19 protein-coding genes are annotated in these 16,579 nt (G+C 41.0%); 11 read left to right on the plus strand and 8 right to left on the minus strand.

What is annotated here, in order from left to right; genetic code table 11:
• Window positions 1-76 precede the first annotated feature (76 nt).
• The 7 genes from IAR63_RS00440 (at window position 77) to IAR63_RS00470 (ending at window position 6,492) form a co-directional block, all read left to right on the plus strand.
• Window positions 77-559 (plus strand): SRPBCC family protein, encoded by a 483-nt coding sequence (locus tag IAR63_RS00440; protein ID WP_187706206.1) that lies wholly within the window; start codon window positions 77-79, stop codon window positions 557-559.
• 79 nt (window positions 560-638) lie between these two features.
• Window positions 639-1,709 carry an Mrp/NBP35 family ATP-binding protein gene (locus IAR63_RS00445; RefSeq protein ID WP_187706207.1) on the plus strand — a complete coding sequence of 357 codons (1,071 nt, stop codon included), beginning with the start codon at window positions 639-641 and terminating at the stop codon, window positions 1,707-1,709.
• Between the two features lie 31 nt (window positions 1,710-1,740).
• Window positions 1,741-3,054, plus strand: coding sequence for a rod shape-determining protein RodA (rodA, locus tag IAR63_RS00450; RefSeq protein WP_187706208.1), 1,314 nt, complete (start codon window positions 1,741-1,743; stop codon window positions 3,052-3,054).
• A 79-nt stretch (window positions 3,055-3,133) separates the two neighbouring features.
• Window positions 3,134-3,328, plus strand: a complete 195-nt coding sequence (locus tag IAR63_RS00455) for an NAD(P)H dehydrogenase subunit NdhS (protein ID WP_187706209.1) — start codon at window positions 3,134-3,136, stop codon at window positions 3,326-3,328.
• Between the two features lie 69 nt (window positions 3,329-3,397).
• A complete protein-coding gene (locus IAR63_RS00460) occupies window positions 3,398-4,051 on the plus strand; it encodes an HAS-barrel domain-containing protein (RefSeq protein ID WP_187706210.1) in 654 nt (217 codons plus the stop codon).
• 98 nt (window positions 4,052-4,149) lie between these two features.
• Entirely contained in the window at window positions 4,150-5,085 is a 936-nt protein-coding gene (locus IAR63_RS00465) for a UDP-glucuronic acid decarboxylase family protein (protein ID WP_187706211.1), read from the plus strand.
• 45 nt (window positions 5,086-5,130) lie between these two features.
• Window positions 5,131-6,492: a UDP-glucose dehydrogenase family protein gene (locus IAR63_RS00470; RefSeq protein WP_187706212.1), complete on the plus strand. Its 1,362-nt coding sequence runs from the start codon at window positions 5,131-5,133 to the stop codon at window positions 6,490-6,492.
• Here IAR63_RS00470 and IAR63_RS00475 read toward each other — a convergent pair.
• Complete coding sequence (locus IAR63_RS00475) at window positions 6,475-7,731, minus strand: MFS transporter (RefSeq protein WP_057177515.1); 1,257 nt, start codon at window positions 7,729-7,731, stop codon at window positions 6,475-6,477. The two genes, IAR63_RS00470 and IAR63_RS00475, sit on opposite strands and share 18 nt — an antisense overlap.
• 92 nt (window positions 7,732-7,823) lie before the next feature.
• On the opposite strand from IAR63_RS00475, the gene IAR63_RS00480 reads away from it, so the two are divergent.
• Window positions 7,824-9,017, plus strand: coding sequence for an esterase-like activity of phytase family protein (locus tag IAR63_RS00480; protein ID WP_057177594.1), 1,194 nt, complete (start codon window positions 7,824-7,826; stop codon window positions 9,015-9,017).
• Between the two features lie 55 nt (window positions 9,018-9,072).
• Here IAR63_RS00480 and IAR63_RS00485 read toward each other — a convergent pair whose 3' ends face one another.
• From IAR63_RS00485 to IAR63_RS00515, 7 genes are all read right to left on the minus strand, one after another.
• On the minus strand, window positions 9,073-9,570 hold the full coding sequence (locus IAR63_RS00485) for a YceD family protein (RefSeq protein WP_057177514.1): 498 nt from the start codon (window positions 9,568-9,570) through the stop codon (window positions 9,073-9,075).
• Window positions 9,571-9,641: 71 nt separating this feature from the next.
• Entirely contained in the window at window positions 9,642-10,181 is a 540-nt protein-coding gene (locus IAR63_RS00490; RefSeq protein ID WP_057177513.1) for a Jag family protein, read from the minus strand.
• A gap of 12 nt (window positions 10,182-10,193) precedes the next feature.
• A complete protein-coding gene (yidC, locus tag IAR63_RS00495; protein WP_057177512.1) occupies window positions 10,194-11,363 on the minus strand; it encodes a membrane protein insertase YidC in 1,170 nt (389 codons plus the stop codon).
• 118 nt (window positions 11,364-11,481) lie between these two features.
• Window positions 11,482-11,871, minus strand: coding sequence for a PH domain-containing protein (locus IAR63_RS00500; RefSeq protein WP_006278542.1), 390 nt, complete (start codon window positions 11,869-11,871; stop codon window positions 11,482-11,484).
• Window positions 11,858-12,274: a ribonuclease P protein component gene (gene rnpA, locus IAR63_RS00505; RefSeq protein WP_057177511.1), complete on the minus strand. Its 417-nt coding sequence runs from the start codon at window positions 12,272-12,274 to the stop codon at window positions 11,858-11,860. Before rnpA ends, IAR63_RS00500 begins: the two co-directional genes overlap by 14 nt.
• Before the next feature lie 27 nt (window positions 12,275-12,301).
• Window positions 12,302-12,436, minus strand: a complete 135-nt coding sequence (gene rpmH / locus IAR63_RS00510) for a 50S ribosomal protein L34 (RefSeq protein ID WP_071985364.1) — start codon at window positions 12,434-12,436, stop codon at window positions 12,302-12,304.
• A 92-nt stretch (window positions 12,437-12,528) separates the two neighbouring features.
• Complete coding sequence (locus tag IAR63_RS00515) at window positions 12,529-13,041, minus strand: DUF2808 domain-containing protein (RefSeq protein ID WP_187706213.1); 513 nt, start codon at window positions 13,039-13,041, stop codon at window positions 12,529-12,531.
• Window positions 13,042-13,489: 448 nt separating this feature from the next.
• On the opposite strand from IAR63_RS00515, the gene IAR63_RS00520 reads away from it, so the two are divergent.
• Genes IAR63_RS00520 through IAR63_RS00530 form a run of 3 tightly spaced genes read left to right on the plus strand, consistent with a single transcriptional unit; the run spans window position 13,490 to window position 16,392 of the window.
• On the plus strand, window positions 13,490-14,644 hold the full coding sequence (locus tag IAR63_RS00520) for a Re/Si-specific NAD(P)(+) transhydrogenase subunit alpha (protein WP_057177509.1): 1,155 nt from the start codon (window positions 13,490-13,492) through the stop codon (window positions 14,642-14,644).
• Window positions 14,645-14,698: 54 nt separating this feature from the next.
• A complete protein-coding gene (locus IAR63_RS00525; protein WP_006276576.1) occupies window positions 14,699-14,992 on the plus strand; it encodes an NAD(P) transhydrogenase subunit alpha part 2 in 294 nt (97 codons plus the stop codon).
• Complete coding sequence (locus IAR63_RS00530) at window positions 14,989-16,392, plus strand: NAD(P)(+) transhydrogenase (Re/Si-specific) subunit beta (protein ID WP_057177508.1); 1,404 nt, start codon at window positions 14,989-14,991, stop codon at window positions 16,390-16,392. Before IAR63_RS00525 ends, IAR63_RS00530 begins: the two co-directional genes overlap by 4 nt.
• Window positions 16,393-16,579 lie beyond the last annotated feature (187 nt).

Genomic DNA, 16,579 nt, shown 5'->3' on the forward strand with positions numbered 1-16,579 from the left:
TTCTACAATGAAGTGGAAAATAGTCTAAAATGCACCGCTGACAATTAAACAGACAAATAGCTAGGAGAGATTCAGAGTGCAAAATTGGTTATCCAGGTTCCTGCACCGTAAGCATCGTCGAGTTTGCGTTTCCCTCATGAAAACCTATCGACAAATCAGTTCCGCTTCCGTAGACCAACTATGGTTAAAAGTGTCAGATCTAACGGATTTTTCCTGGCATCCCCTGTTTAAAAGCACTAATGTACCCCTAGGTTTAGTGCCCAAACCAGGATTAATATTTCAGGCAGTGTCAAGATTTTGGCCAATCCCTATTCATATTTTCGTAGAGCGAGTAAATCCTAAACAACTCCTAAGTGTTCGTGTTTTGTCCATTCCTGGCGTAGAAGAAAGGGTAACTTATCAAATAGACTCTACTCTATGTGGTAGTTATCTATCCTATTCAGTAGATCTACGTGGCTGGTTATCCCCGATAATTTGGTCACTATTTGGCTCATATATAGATCAGGTGGCACGTTGTTTGGTGGAAGCAGCAGAAATGTCCCAGGGATCTAATCTTTAACTGGTGGACAGTTAAGATTTAAATTAGTAAAAATCTAGTAAAAATAAAAGTCTTTTAAATTTGATTAAGGCGGGTACATATGTCCAATCTCCTCAATTCCCAGTCAGTGCTGGAAGTGTTGCGTCCAGTAGAAGACCCAGAACTTCGCAAAAGTCTGGTGGAACTAAATATGATTCGCAACGTGAAAATTGATGGTGGCAAAGTTAGCTTTACTTTAGTCTTGACTACTCCCGCTTGCCCATTACGAGAATTTATTGTAGAAGATTGTAAAAAAGCTATTCGTAATTTACCAGGTGTTACAGACATAACAGTTGAGGTAACAGCGGAAATACCCCAGCAGAAAGCTCTACCTGACAGGACTGGTATCCAGGGAGTGAAAAATATAATTGCTGTTTCTAGTGGTAAAGGTGGAGTTGGTAAAAGCACTATAGCTGTAAATGTGGCTGTGGCTTTAGCACAAGCAGGTTCCAAAGTGGGTTTATTAGATGCTGATATCTACGGTCCTAATGACCCCACTATGTTAGGTTTAGCAGATGCAGAAATTGCCGTGCGCTCCTCAGAGAAGGGGGAAATCCTGGAACCAGCTTTTAATTACGGGGTGAAGTTAGTATCCATGGGCTTTTTAATAGACCGAGATCAGCCAGTTGTTTGGCGTGGTCCCATGCTCAATGGTGTGATCCGTCAGTTTCTCTATCAGGTTGCATGGGGAGAAATTGACTATTTAATCGTGGATATGCCACCCGGAACGGGAGACGCCCAATTAACCCTCAGTCAGGCAGTACCTATATCAGGAGCAGTAATTGTTACTACTCCTCAAACCGTGTCTCTGTTGGACTCCCGCAAGGGTTTACGGATGTTCCAACAGATGAATGTTCCTGTGTTGGGGATTGTGGAAAATATGAGTTATTTTATCCCTCCGGATCAACAGGATAAACAATATGACATCTTTGGTTCCGGTGGTGGTTCTAAAACAGCTGCAGAATTGCAAGTACCACTTTTGGGATGTGTACCTTTGGAAATGTCTATCAGAATTGGTGGAGATAATGGTATACCCGTGGTCATTTCCCACCCAGATTCAGTTTCCGCTCAGTCCCTAAAGGCGATCGCCCAAGGGATCGCTGCTAAGGTTTCTGTGGCAGCTCTAACATGATTAGTGTTAACATCTACTGTTTATTAGTATAATGTTATTAAAACGTTCAACTCGAAAATTTACTTGGCATTCTTGGATAAAACCCTGGCAACAAATGGACTGGTTGCTATTATGTCTACCTGTGGCAGCCAGTGTATTTGGCGGGTTGATGATATTTAGTACAGAACGCAATCAACCTGTTACTGATTGGTGGTGGCATTGGCTGATCACCGGTATTGGGTTGATTATAGCCTTGTGTATATCTCGGTTTCGGTATGAAAAACTAATAGAATGGCACTGGTTCACTTACGGATTGACTACTTTCAGCCTAATTTTAGTGATGATAGCCGGTACAAGTGCTAAAGGAGCTCAAAGGTGGATTAGCGTTTTAGGATTTAATGTGCAACCTTCGGAATTTGCTAAAATAGGAGTTATTATCACCCTGGCAGCTCTGTTACACAAGCGCACAGCTTCCAGTTTGGATAATGTTTTTCGGGCTTTAGCATTTACAGGAGTTCCCTGGTTATTAGTCTTTTTACAGCCAGACTTAGCCACCTCACTAGTATTCGCCTCCATAGTGATAGGAATGCTTTACTGGGCGGATGCTAACCCTGCTTGGTTAATCCTGATGGGTTCCCCAGTAATATCTGCTATTTTGTTTAGTACATCTTGGCCCCTGTCTCAACCAATTATACTCTTTAAAGAACTCATTTTTAGTCCCCTGGGCATACTCTGGGCGATCGCCATGGGAGTTTTAGGGTGGTTAAACTTACCCTGGCAGAAATTTAACATTAGTGCGATCGCCAGTTTTAGTTTAAATATGCTAGGTGGTGAACTGGGGGTTTTTGCCTGGAATCATGTCTTAAAAGAATATCAAAAAAACCGACTGACTGTGTTTATGAACCCTGATCATGACCCCCTAGGAGCTGGCTATCACCTGGTACAGTCTCGCATTGCTATTGGTGCAGGGGAAGTGTGGGGATGGGGATTATTTAAAGGTCCAATGACTCAATTAAACTTCGTTCCCGAGCAGCACACAGATTTTATCTTTTCCGCAGTTGGGGAGGAATTTGGTTTTATTGGTTGTTTAATAGTCTTATCCCTGTACTGTTTAATTTGCTTCCGATTGCTCCATGTGGCCAAAACTGCCAAAGATAATTTTGGCTCCCTAATAGCTATTGGTGTATTGTCAATGATTGTATTTCAACTGATTGTCAACGTTGGTATGACTCTGGGTTTAGCACCGGTGGCGGGTATACCCTTACCCTGGATGAGCTATGGACGTTCAGCAATGTTGACTAACTTTATCAGTCTAGGAATAGTGGAATCTGTAGCCATTTTCCGTCAGCAACAAAAATACTACTAAATTGATCTTCCCCCCCCAATACCCAATAGTTTAGGATTACTATATGATCAAGCTAACAACAAAATTTGAGGATAAAAACATGATCCTACCTGGAGCTACTGTTCGCGTCAAAAATACTGCAGACACTTATGATCGTTATGAAGGACTTGTACAACGGGTTAGCGATGGTAAAGTTGCCGTTCTTTTTGAAGGAGGTAACTGGGATAAAATTATCACCTTTCGCCTTCCGGAATTAGAAGTAGTGGAAACTATACCTACAAAAAAAGGAAAATGACCATGAAGTTTGGGTGGGGATTTTATACTCACGATTGTCACCCCCCTCTTCTCTTATACCAGTATCAACATGTTTTTACCCTTACCACAGTTTGCCACGGAAGATCGTCATCCTGACCACATTGCTGAGGTAATTGAAACCAGCTCTACCGAGTTTCTGGCTCAGTGTTTGGATCCGGAAGATTTAAGATTTCCCCTAATGCCAGCTTTTGGTAGCTGGATTTCCGCCTTTGATGAAGAATCCGATAATCAAATATATGCTGTAGTATACTATGCTACTACTGCTCCCATAGATAGTGTGCACCGGGCGCGGGCCCTGGGGTTGTCCCTAAAAAATTTACGTCAGGAACAACCCCAAATATTTGCCATGTTGAAAACAGAATTTAAAGCTGCTATTGTTGGCTTTGAGGCACCATCGGACATATCTACTCAAAGACAAATGTATCACTATTTACCTCAACGTCCACCTCAAATTCATCAGGCAGTGTATAGGTGTAGACCAGAATCTATACTTAGATTTACGGATAATATGGATTTTCTGCGAACCTTACTGTTAGTTCCCGGAGCACCAGTAGAATCATTAGTTGCATCCGCGATTCGTGAAGTTTACAAATTACGTAAGTTAGACAGAGAATGGCTTGTAAAAGCCTGTCGCTACCTAAGTTTACTTTTAAAGGACGATTATGATCAATTAAGATTTATTCTTGGTCAGATCCATCCCTAGTTAGAACGAACAGTTAGAACCGAACAAATTTGGCTGGCACACTTCTCAATTTGCAACCAGCATGAATATCCTATAGGAGTAATAATAATCAAACAACCATGAGAATTTTAGTCACTGGTGGAGCGGGTTTTATAGGTTCTCATCTTATAGACCGTCTAATGTCCAACAATCATGAAGTTATATGCCTTGATAACTTCTACACAGGGAGTAAGCAAAATCTGCTGTCATGGTTAAACAAGCCTAGATTTGAAATTATTCGTCATGATATTACCGAACCAATTCGCTTAGAAGTAGATCAAGTTTATCATTTAGCCTGTCCCGCATCCCCAGTACATTACCAATACAACCCCATTAAAACTGTCAAGACAAATGTAATGGGAACTTTGAATATGTTAGGTTTAGCCAAGAGAGTCAAGGCTAGATTTTTATTGGCATCTACTAGCGAAGTTTATGGAGATCCAGAAATCCATCCCCAAACGGAAGACTATCGTGGTAGTGTAAATCCCATCGGGATTCGTTCCTGTTATGACGAAGGTAAAAGGGTTGCTGAAACATTGACATTTGACTATCACCGAGAAAATAAAGTAGATGTTCGGGTAGCTAGAATTTTTAACACTTATGGACCAAGGATGTTAGAAAACGATGGTCGGGTGGTTAGTAATTTTGTAGTTCAAGCTTTGAGGGGTAATCCCCTAACTGTATATGGGGAAGGTCAACAAACTCGGAGTTTCTGCTATGTTTCAGACCTAGTAGAAGGTTTAATTAAATTAATGAATGGTGATTACACTGGTCCTGTCAACCTAGGAAATCCAGAAGAATACACAATTTTAGAACTGGCCCAGACAATACAAAACATGATTAATCCAGAGGTGCAAATTAAATTTACACCCCTACCAGCAGATGATCCCCGTCGTCGTCGTCCCGATATCACCAAAGCCAAAACCTGGTTAAATTGGGAACCGAAAATTTCTCTACAAACCGGTTTAAAGTTGACCGTGGAAGACTTCTACTCCCGCATTCATACTAATGACTAAAAATATTGAATTATACAAAAATTAGAAAAAATTAGGAGTTGAAAGATGCGCGTTTGTGTAATTGGAACCGGTTACGTAGGGTTAGTAACGGGAGCCTGTCTAGCACACATTGGACATGATGTTATTTGTATAGATAACAACGAAGAAAAAATTAAAATGATGAAGTCTGGACAATCGCCAATTTTTGAGCCAGGACTATCGGAAATTATGCAATCTGCCATAAATAGCGGTAATATTCATTTTTCAGCGGATTTAGCCGCAGGAGTGGCCCATGGGGAAATTCTGTTTATTGCAGTGGGAACACCTCCCTTACCAAATGGTGAAAGTGATACTAGATATGTAGAAGCAGTAGCTCGTGGTATTGGAGCAAGTTTGAATGATGGTTATAAGGTGATTGTGAATAAATCTACCGTACCTATTGGTTCTGGTGATTGGGTGCGAATGATTGTGCTAGATGGCCTTGCTGAACGCCAAGCATCCTTGGTAGAAGGAGTAAATTCCCCTGAGTTTGATGTGGTTAGCAATCCAGAGTTTTTACGGGAAGGTTCGGCAATTTATGATACTTTTAACCCAGACCGAATTGTATTGGGGGGAAGTAGTCCAGAAGCTATTGGTATGATGAAAGAACTCTACGCCCCAATTATAGAAAGAAAATTTGCCGTGGACAAATCCTTACCACCCATACCCTTGTTGGTGACGGATTTGAGTTCAGCTGAAATGGTAAAATACGCGGCAAATGCCTTTTTAGCCACTAAGATTAGCTTTATCAATGAAGTAGCAAATATTTGCGATCGCGTAGGTGCGGATGTTACTCAAGTAGCAAAAGGCATAGGTTTAGACTCCCGCATTGGTAGTAAATTTTTACAAGCTGGAATTGGTTGGGGTGGTTCTTGTTTTCCTAAGGATATATCAGCTCTAATTCACACTGCTGATGACTATGGCTATGATACCCAAATACTCAAAGCTGCGGTAAGTGTAAATGAAAGACAACGGGTAATTGCCATAGAAAAATTGCAACAGGCATTAAAAATTCTCAAAGGTAAAACCATAGGACTGATGGGTTTAACCTTTAAACCAGATACAGATGATTTACGGGATGCACCTGCGCTTAAACTTATACAGGAGCTAAATCGTTTAGGCGCAAAAGTAAAGGCTTACGACCCGGTCATTTCCCAATCTGGTATGCGCCATGGTCTTTCCGGGGTGTTAGTGGAAACCGATGTTGAAAGATTGGCAGATGGTTGTGATGCTTTAGTGCTAGTAACAGAGTGGCAAGAATTTATCAGCTTGGACTATGGAAAAATGGCGAAACTGATGAAACATGCTGTAATGATTGATGGCAGAAATTTTCTAGAACCAAAAATGTTGATTAACGCTGGTTTCCAATATTTAGGTATTGGTAGATAAGGTTGGAGAATCGCTTGCTGATCGTTGATAAACATCCTTACTACGACCTAGGGCAAAGCGTAGTGATTGGAATACCCCATGATTAGATTGGGACATAAAGATTAAAATAGCCAGGAGGGTTAAACCAAAACTAAGACCAAAAACATGACGATAGCTAGTGGATTGGGCTATGTAACCCACCACTGGACCAGCTATACCCAGTCCCAGATCAAATCCCACCAGGGATACACTGAAAATGCGCCCTCGTTCATGGGGTAGGGCTCTATCAGTCATCATGGCGGAAATCATGGGAATGGCAATACCAGAAGCAGCACCCTCCACAATTGCTCCCAATAGGAGAATTGGAGAACTGTTGGCTTGCCAAATAGTTAGCATGGCTATGCCATAACCGATTAAACTAAGAGTGACAAATAAACCCCTACCATATTTGTCTGAAGCTCTACCTACAAATAATCTAATAACAAAGCTGGAAATGGCCGCAGCAGCGAAAAATAAGCCAGCGTTTAAATCAATTCCTATTGATTTAATAAACAGAGCGATAAAGGTGTGTATGGTACCAATGGAAAAACCTATGATCAATAATATAATTGCTGGGACACGAACTCGAGGACTAATTAAAATTCCCCAGAAATCATCCCCTGTTTCTTGTTTGTTATTTTTCCATGTGGGGGGATTGGTTATAGGAATCACACAGATTAAACCTAAACCAGCTAGTAAACTGGAGAAAATAAATAATGGGGTGTAACCCGCTATGGCTTGTAAATATCCACCCAGGGCAGGACCAACAGCTACCCCAATGGGATTGACTAAGCTCATATACCCAATAACTTCGCCACGACGGTTATCCGGAGCTAAATCCGATACTAGTGCAATATAGGCTGTAGCAAATGCTGCAATGCTTATACCATGAAAGGCTCTAATTAGCATCAATCCCACCAGGGATTTTACTGCTAAATAACCTAAAGGGGCAATTGTGGCTACTACCATACCAATTAGTAAAACTAGCTTTCTCCCCTGACGGTCTGCTAATTTTCCTACCTGGGGGCGAAACACTAATACTCCCACAGCAAAGCTACCCATAACAATACCAATTTGTTGCTTTGTTGACCCTAGGGACTCTATGTATAATGGCAGTGTGGGCAATAGGGACGCCAAAGCTGACCAAAACAACAAACCACATGTAAAGATTACTACTAAGTTTTTCCTCAAATCAGGATCTAAGCTGGGGGAATTTCTCACGCTGAACACTACCTAAATAAATAATAGTCATCTATTAAGTATATGTTAAGATGGGTCATCGCTCTGGATTATCTGCAGAATGTGAGTTCAAGATGAAAGAACACAAAAAAGCCAAATGGAAAAATCCCAGAATGGTCATTTATGGTATTATTACCATGGTCATTGTTAGTATTATAGGTTTATTTTTAGGTCAGATAGCCACTGCAAGCGTTATAATCACGGACATAGAATTTCTTGGTGTAGCTACTTTACCCACGGGATATACCTTTCAAAATACTGAAATAGGTGGACTCTCAGGAATTACCTATGATGTTGATCACGATCTTTACTATGTTGTTTCCGATAACCGGGGACAAAAAGGACCACCTCGGTTCTATAACTTCAAAATTGACCTAAGTAAAGGTAAGTTAGACCAAAGCAAAGTACTACCTGTAGGTGTCACAACTCTACTAGATGAAAACAATCGAAAATTTGCCCTTGGGGGAATTGATCCCGAGGGTATTGCAGTGACAAAAAAATCCACCGTCTTTATTTCTTCAGAGGGGGATGTCAGTCAATCAATTAATCCGTTTATTCGGGAATTTTCTCTAGCTTCAGGGAACGCAATTAATAGTCTACCCATACCAGAGAAATTTTTACCCGATGGCAAAAATCAACGGGGTGTGCATAATAGTTTAACCTTTGAAAGTTTGACAATCACACCTAACAATCAAATGTTGTTTACAGCTACGGAAAACGCCCTAGTTCAAGATGGTGAAGCTGCTAAACCCAAATTTGGCACTCTGTGTAGAATTCTACAATATAACCTCACTTATAATCAACCGCAAAAAGAATTTCTCTACCCTATGGAACCAGTTACACCCCTATTTAACTTCATGGATAGATTTTATAGTGGACTGTCGGATTTAGTAGCTTTAGATAATAGAGGAAACTTTCTCAGTTTAGAAAGAAGCTTTACCGGTGTGGGCTTTGCAGTTTCCCTATTCGAAGTGTCTCTGAACAATGCTGATGATATTCAGAATATCCCTAGTCTTAAAGCTATTGACATCGGCAAAATCAAACCAGTTGAGAAAAAATTACTTCTAGATTTGCAAACCCTACCCCTACCCTTAGATAATATAGAGGGACTAACTATCGGACCAAAATTATCCGATGGCAATATTTCTCTAATTTTGGTGGGTGATAACAACTTTAATAGACTACAAAGCACCCAAATACTAGCGTTAAAACTGAAAAGAGAATCCCCCTTAAAAAGACTACTACATCAGTTGGGATTGACCTGGTGACTAAAATTGAAAAGTAATTGGAAAAAGTTTTACCTATTTCCAATTAATCAAAACCCTAGGAAAGTTGATTTTTCAATTTCTCTAAAGCTGACCAACGTCTATCAACTGAACTTTCATTAACACCAGTAGCTATAATTCCCGGACAATTTGAGTTACATAACTGGCGTTGAGGAATGGCTAAACACATCTGTTCATATACCCACTCACCAGGATCAAAATAACCATCAGGTGCAATGGTTTCTACCAAATCCTCCATAGCAACTTCCCTTTCCAAGGGTAAATCTTCTACCGGACTAGAATTAGTGTCAAACCAAATAATTTCTTTAGTCTTAATAGCCAACCTCTGATTATATTGTTGTAAACATCGGTTACAGCTACAAGTAATTATAGATTCTGCTTTACCAGAAACTTCTAAGTAATTACCATGGTGTTGCAAACGAACAACACCACGCACGGGTGTTAAAGTTTCTAGCCCCGGTAGAAATTCATCAACCTGAATCTCTTCTGTACACTGCGGAGCCTTAGTTAGTTGTGGCAGAAAAATAGCATCCATGATACTTATGAATACACTTCAATATTTACCCAATTGGAAAGTATTGTTAAACCTTCGCATTTAACCCCATTTTAGCTTGAGTAATCAGAATTAGCTGGCGATTGAGTGGCTAAACGAATCACCAGATTGCGATTAGGTTCCCGACCACGGCTAAAGGTTTCCAAATCTGGAAATTCCTTCAAGAAGCTGTGAACTTGTCGTCTCTCAGCGGAATTCAGAGATCTAATTTCCACCTCCCTTCCGGAAAACCGCACTTCCTGAGCTGCAGTTTTCACCAAAGTACTGATTTCTGCTTGTCTTAGGACACGATAACCATTCAACTCAATGATATAGGATATTTGTTCCTGTTCCTGGTGATGTAAGTTCAACACAGAATTAGCCAAGGACTGTATAGCATCTAAAACGGATCCGCTAGTACCTATCAATACCCGTATCTGTTCGGGCATTAAATTAGAGTCATCAATTGTCAACCAATAGCTATTTGGTTCCAGGGGAGCTGTTTCTAAAGTTGGTGCAGCACCCATTTGACTGTAAACATTAGCAGAGATTCCAGCTAACTGCAGCAATTGTTTTAACCACTGTTCACTGTGCTGCATAGAAATGTCACTCATAAGTTGGGTTACTTAGGTTTTAGATTCTTTGTTATTGGGCTGTTTTTTCTTGGAACCTTTTGGTTCAAAGGGTAAGGTCTTCACATCTACCGTTGCTGCTTGTTTTTCTTTTTCCTGTATTGCTACAATCTTTTGCAGCTCCTCTGGTAAAGGTTCCCGAGACAGAATATAGGTCTGGAGGGTTTGGAAAACATTACCAATTACCATGTACATGAGTACACCTGCAGGTAAAGGAAAGAACAAAAACATCCCAGAAAAAATCACAGGAGTGATTTTATTGACGGTTTCCTGTTGAGGGTTACCACCACTGGAATTTTGCCCAGACAGCATTTGGCTAAAGTATAAGCTAATGCCAAAGAAAATAATCATACCAACAATGTCCCAGTGTACCTTGCCATCGGGATCAATTGCTCCCACCCTACCCAACGCATCAATAAACAGAAATCCACTATTGGCAGCTAGTCCAGGGATTGTGCCTTGAATTGTCACGTCCCCTGGTTGCAGAGCTTCAACATTACCTTCTGAGTCAATCTTGATGCGGTCTTCTCCCTTAATGATTTTCCATTCGGGGGTCAACTTTGTTTGGGGATATTCCAATAAGAGTGCATCAAAGGGTTTACCCTCCATAGTTTGATATTGGATCTTGGTTTTTTCCCCTACTGCCAATTTATTGCCACCAGGAAGAATGGCGGTGATTTTAGTGTGCACACCGTCTGCAACGTAAATGTTTTGAGGAGAGGTAGCAAAAGCCTGAGGTTGAATGCGTTCAATTTGTTCTGAGGGCACAATTTGTAGGTTAACTGAGTAATTAGCACCCGCAAATGGCGAACCCCTGAGAGTAGCAAACAAAGCCAACAACACTGGCATTTGTAACAGCAGTGGCAAACATCCAGCTAAGGGATTGCCAAATTCCTTTTGGACATTTACCATTTCCTCTTGCTGTTTTTGCGGATTATCTTTATAGCGCTCTTTTATTTCCGCCATCCGCTTTTGCATCAAAGGTTGTACTATTCGCATGCGACGCATACTGCGAATAGACCCAGCACTCAGAGGGTAGAGTGCGAAGCGAATGATTAGTGTTAAAGCCACAATTGCCAATCCATAGCTGGGGAAAACGCCATAGAAAAAGTCTATGATTGGCAACATGACATTGTTCGAGAGAAACCCAATACCAAAATCCATTATTCTCAATCCAACCCAAGGTAATGTAAACGTAAACTGAATCTAATTTATCTAAATTGTGATTTACTGGCGACTATCACCAGCTACGGATAGCCGCACCTACAAGATAATAGGTAGATCAAGAGGGGTTAGAAGTATATTGAGGATTCTTAGCGGCAACCCTATCATTGATATATTCATAAACCTCTCGAAAGTTGGGAATAGCCCTAATTTCCAAACGACTACCGTTTTTCAGGGTTAACACCATGTCACCCCATAGACCAACGCCACGAGGGACTTTCACCACCTTCACAACTTCTGAATAAATCACATCAGTGCGATTTTGTCCCATCCAACCACCCATCACAGCAACTCGCCGATCAGTGATCTTAAAACGCAACCACAAAGCTCTAATAATCGCCCCAATTGTCAATGGCAAGCCAACTATGGTCAGGCCAATTAGTAGATTGAGAATTAAATCCCCAATGTGGGGACCACCTTCATAATAAACTTCCTCACGAATGCCCATTTATCACCTCAGCTTTTACCAACAACTGCTCTAATTCTCGCAGAAATTGTTGGCTTATGCACTGCCATTCTCCTGTCTTTGGCTTGACAATTACCACCAGTCGCCATCCTTTGGATAACTTCGGTAATAATTGGTACAAAACACCCGTAATTTGTCTTTTGATACGGTTGCGAACCACTGCTCTTTTGCTAACTTTAGTGCTAATAGAAATACCAATTTTAGTATTAGGTAAGTTTTCACAGGTGTTAGCAGGTATATTTATAGAAGAGGAGTGCAGGTGAGTTGGAGATAGGGGTTTTAAAGCTCTCAGGGTGAAATGAGAGCTATGACACCGGACTCCTTCCCGGAAAACTGCCTGGAAGTCGCCACGGGATTTTAGTCTGTATGCTTTTGGCAACGGCACAATAGGTTTGTGTTAGCTAGGTTCCTATTAAACGCTCAAACGATGACGACCTTTTTTTCTTCTGGATCTAATTACGTTTCGACCGGTTGGGGTTTGCATTCTGGCGCGAAACCCAGAAGTTCTCTTTCTTTTGCGACAAGTTCCACCCAGTGTTCTTTGCATTGTTTTCTCCTCTTAGGCAATTTTATAAAAAGTCACAATCTCTTATCTTAGCACTTTACTCCAGATCAGAACATATTTTGCAGGTACTAGATTTAGGATATGCTAATGATCCAGGTTCCAAGATAGCGAGGAATTTGCACCCCACCAGGGGAGAGAACCTGACAGTTAAAATAGAACATCCCGCCAAAACTTGGGTTTTGCACGTTGGAGAGAATTAGTTCAACTTTACTACGAGCAGGCACGGGTTCTTGGGTCACTATCTCAATTACTCTTGTTTCTTTATCCCATTTAACTTCTTTTAAACCTACACTTTTACCTTTAACTCGAACTTCTATTTCTTTTGTTTCGAAGCTACCTTTGTAGTGTTCAGGATAGGTAATATTAAATTGAGATACTGGCAATTTCATCTTATTGGCAGGCACTCTTAGTCTATATCTATCTGTGCTATTAGTTTGTCCGCCAAAATCCAAGAAAAAGGACAGCTGATTTTCTGATTTAACACCACTAAATAGTGTTAAGCCCGGTAGGCTTTGAGCTAGGGTGGTAGTGGAAATACCAGTTAACAGGCAACTAGATAGGGCTAAAGCCGGGAGTAAACGCTTCATAATTTTAACCATTCGATGACAAATTTGATTGGTATGACGTAGGAACTGGCATAAGGGTGCCAGCAATCATCAAGCAATTTTTACGGACGTTAAGTTTCTTTTCGATTTTGGACACAGCTTTAACTAACCCACTAGAATACCCTAAACAAATGAGAAAAACAATCTCAACAACCTAGCTACTTGTTTCGAACCACAATAATATACTCAGTAATATGAATAAAAAAAATCCCTAAGATAATCTGAAAACTTACACACAATACCTGACACATAGTATATACATCAAGTATACATCAAGTACAACAGCTTGCTAATGTCCAGGACTATACGTCCGTAGCTAGAGATTCCCTCTGGTATAGCACCAAAGGTAATCCATGAAAGTTAAACCTGAAGCTAAAAAAGGATGTTAGGAAATATTGAGTATTGATCTTATTCATCTTGAGGAGACTAAATGAAAATTGCAGTTGCTAAGGAAATAGAAGTAAGTGAACGGCGGGTGTCATTAGTTCCTGACATGGTAGCCAAACTGGTCAAACAGGGACTAGAAATCTCTGTGGAAACCGGTGCAGGAGAAAAAGCATACTTTAGTGATGGGGACTATGAAGCAGCAGGGGCAAAAATTATTACTGATGCTGCTGTCTTATGGGGTGAAGCTGACATACTGCTCAAGGTGAGTCCACCCCAGGAAAGGGAAGATGGTCGGCACGAAATAGACCTGCTCAAACCAGGAGCAGTGTTACTTAGTTTTCTCAACCCCCTGGGTAATCCGGAAGTAGCTCGAAAATTAGCACAACGGCAAATCACTGCTCTAAGTATGGAACTCATACCCCGTACTACCAGGGCCCAAAGCATGGATGCCTTGTCTTCTCAAGCTTCCATAGCTGGCTATAAAACCGTATTATTGGCAGCAGCAGCACTACCTAAGTATTTTCCCATGTTGACTACCGCAGCAGGTACTATTGCGCCTGCTAAAGTGTTTGTTATGGGTGCAGGAGTAGCTGGGTTACAAGCTATAGCTACTGCTCGTAGACTGGGTGCCTTAGTGGAGGCTTTTGATATACGCCCAGCAGTGAAGGAGGAGGTACAAAGCTTAGGAGCGAAATTCGTAGAGATTAAATTAACAGAAGAAACCACAGCAGCAGGTGGTTATGCCAAAGAGATTTCTGAAGATAGCAAAAAACGCACCCAAGAGGTGGTTGCTGAACACGTCAAACACTCGGACATAGTCATCACCACAGCTCAAGTACCAGGTAGAAAAGCCCCCATCCTAGTCACGGAGGATATGGTAAAAGGAATGAAACCTGGCTCTGTAATTGTGGATTTAGCGGCGGAACAGGGAGGAAACTGCGCTTGTACAGCACCTGGTAAGGATATAGTTTATCACGGTGTGACTATTATTGGACCGATTAATCTGCCTTCGTCAATGCCTGTACACGCTAGTCAACTTTATGCCAAGAATGTTACTGCATTAATGCAGCTGGTCGTTAAAGATAAAGCCCTAAATATTAACTTTGCAGACGACATTGTTGATGCTGCTTGTATTACCCACAATGGTGAAATCAGAAATCAACGCATTAAGGATGCACTACAGACCGTTACGGTTTAATTTTTGAAAGACCATTTTCGAACTAACAATCTGTGAAATAAATCTCAAATCAAAATGACTGAAACACTACTTGCAGCTTTGTCTGTACTTGTTTTGGCTTCTTTTATAGGTTTTGAAGTCATTAACAAAGTTCCCCCTACACTACACACTCCTCTAATGTCTGGTTCCAATGCCATTTCAGGAATTTCCGTAATTGGTGCGATTTTAGCAGCGGGGGAGAAAAATACGAGTTTGTCCGTAATTCTTGGTTTAATTGCGGTCATATTAGCCATGGTTAACGTTGTCGGGGGTTTTTTGGTAACTGACAGAATGTTGCAGATGTTTAAGAAAAAGGAGGTTAAAGCATGACCAGTTTTATCCCTACCAGTATTCAGCTCACCTACTTGCTGGCCGCATCCCTATTTATATTTGGTTTGAAAAAACTAGGCTCTCCTGCAACTGCACGCAATGGTAATGTTATTGCAGCAGTGGGAATGTTATTAGCCGTAGTTGCTACCTTACTAGACCAAAAGGTTCTCAATTATGAGATGATATTAGTGGGTCTAGTCATTGGTTCCATTATTGGGGTTATTGCAGCTTATAAAGTGCAAATGACAGAAATGCCCCAAATGGTGGGTTTACTCAACGGTTTAGGTGGAGCATCTTCCGCTCTTGTAGCTGTTGCTGAGTTTTGGCGTCTTTTGGATGCTGGCCAATCTATACCTTTGGATATCAACATATCCATGCTATTGGATGTGTTAATCGGTGGTGTGACTTTTACTGGTAGTTTTCTAGCTTTTGCTAAATTGCAAGGTTTAGTTAGTGGGACTCCCATTACTTTTCCCCTGCAACAACCTGTGAATTTGTTGCTTTTAGGTACATATCTAGCAGGGAGTGCCTATTTAATCGCTTCTCCCGATAGTTTACCAGTATTTTTGGCAGTGGTGGCCGTTTCCCTGGTGCTTGGAGTAATGTTCGTATTACCCATTGGCGGTGGAGATATGCCAGTAGTAATTTCTATGCTAAACTCATTATCAGGTGTGGCAGCATCAGCAGCAGGCTTTGTGGTGATGAATAACATGTTAATCATTGCTGGTGCTTTAGTTGGTGCTTCTGGAATTATCCTTACGGAAATTATGTGTAAGGCCATGAACCGGTCTTTGTTCAGTGTTCTATTTAGTGCGTTTGGTTCTGTTTCTACTGTTAGTGGTGGAGCTACTACTGCTACTGGTAATCAAACCGTGCGGAGTATTGATCCTGAAGAAGGTGCTATGATGTTGGGTTATGCACGTTCTGTGGTCATAGTACCCGGTTATGGTATGGCTGTAGCACAAGCCCAGCATAGCATTCGCGAGTTAGCAGATCAACTGGAGCGCATGGGTGTAGATGTTAAATACGCCATACATCCAGTAGCTGGTAGAATGCCAGGACATATGAATGTATTGTTAGCAGAAGCTAATGTGCCTTATACTCAGTTATATGACATGGAGGATATTAACCCCCAATTTGAACAAGCTGATGTAGCTCTGGTCATTGGTGCCAATGATGTGGTTAACCCTGCAGCTCGCAGTGATGCTAACAGTCCAATTTATGGAATGCCCATTTTAGAGGTTGATAGGGCTAGGCAAACTATTGTGATTAAACGAGGTATGAGTACGGGTTTTGCTGGTGTGGATAATGAGTTGTTTTATAAGGAAAAAACAACTATGTTATTTGGTAGTGCCAAGGATATGGTGGCTAAGTTGGTCTCCGAGGTGAAGCAGCTTTAGAAATATAGGGAATGGGAAATGGGGATTAATTAACATTTAACATTATTAGAGCGATCGCAATCGCTCTAATCTTTCCAAATATGTCTGAAACCCTATTGATATCGTTAGGATTTTATTGCGTTTGAGGATTTTGGCTAAGGTATTGATTAGGTAATGATTTTTTTAAAAACTGGCTCCTCAAATGATA

It is taken from the genome of Cylindrospermopsis curvispora GIHE-G1, assembly GCF_014489415.1.
GTDB lineage: Bacteria > Cyanobacteriota > Cyanobacteriia > Cyanobacteriales > Nostocaceae > Raphidiopsis > Raphidiopsis curvispora_A.

Coding starts and splice junctions, on each gene's coding strand:
- IAR63_RS00515 (WP_187706213.1), bottom strand. CDS start 13,041: ATGAAGCGTTTACTCCCGGCTTTAGCCCTATCTAGTTGCCTGTTAACT.
- yidC (WP_057177512.1), bottom strand. CDS start 11,363: ATGGATTTTGGTATTGGGTTTCTCTCGAACAATGTCATGTTGCCAATC.
- IAR63_RS00470 (WP_187706212.1), top strand. CDS start 5,131: ATGCGCGTTTGTGTAATTGGAACCGGTTACGTAGGGTTAGTAACGGGA.
- IAR63_RS00485 (WP_057177514.1), bottom strand. CDS start 9,570: ATGGATGCTATTTTTCTGCCACAACTAACTAAGGCTCCGCAGTGTACA.
- rpmH (WP_071985364.1), bottom strand. CDS start 12,436: ATGCAAAGAACACTGGGTGGAACTTGTCGCAAAAGAAAGAGAACTTCT.
- IAR63_RS00465 (WP_187706211.1), top strand. CDS start 4,150: ATGAGAATTTTAGTCACTGGTGGAGCGGGTTTTATAGGTTCTCATCTT.
- rodA (WP_187706208.1), top strand. CDS start 1,741: ATGTTATTAAAACGTTCAACTCGAAAATTTACTTGGCATTCTTGGATA.
- IAR63_RS00500 (WP_006278542.1), bottom strand. CDS start 11,871: ATGGGCATTCGTGAGGAAGTTTATTATGAAGGTGGTCCCCACATTGGG.
- IAR63_RS00530 (WP_057177508.1), top strand. CDS start 14,989: ATGACCAGTTTTATCCCTACCAGTATTCAGCTCACCTACTTGCTGGCC.
- IAR63_RS00490 (WP_057177513.1), bottom strand. CDS start 10,181: ATGAGTGACATTTCTATGCAGCACAGTGAACAGTGGTTAAAACAATTG.
- IAR63_RS00460 (WP_187706210.1), top strand. CDS start 3,398: ATGTTTTTACCCTTACCACAGTTTGCCACGGAAGATCGTCATCCTGAC.
- IAR63_RS00520 (WP_057177509.1), top strand. CDS start 13,490: ATGAAAATTGCAGTTGCTAAGGAAATAGAAGTAAGTGAACGGCGGGTG.
- IAR63_RS00525 (WP_006276576.1), top strand. CDS start 14,699: ATGACTGAAACACTACTTGCAGCTTTGTCTGTACTTGTTTTGGCTTCT.
- IAR63_RS00445 (WP_187706207.1), top strand. CDS start 639: ATGTCCAATCTCCTCAATTCCCAGTCAGTGCTGGAAGTGTTGCGTCCA.
- IAR63_RS00480 (WP_057177594.1), top strand. CDS start 7,824: ATGAAAGAACACAAAAAAGCCAAATGGAAAAATCCCAGAATGGTCATT.
- IAR63_RS00455 (WP_187706209.1), top strand. CDS start 3,134: ATGATCCTACCTGGAGCTACTGTTCGCGTCAAAAATACTGCAGACACT.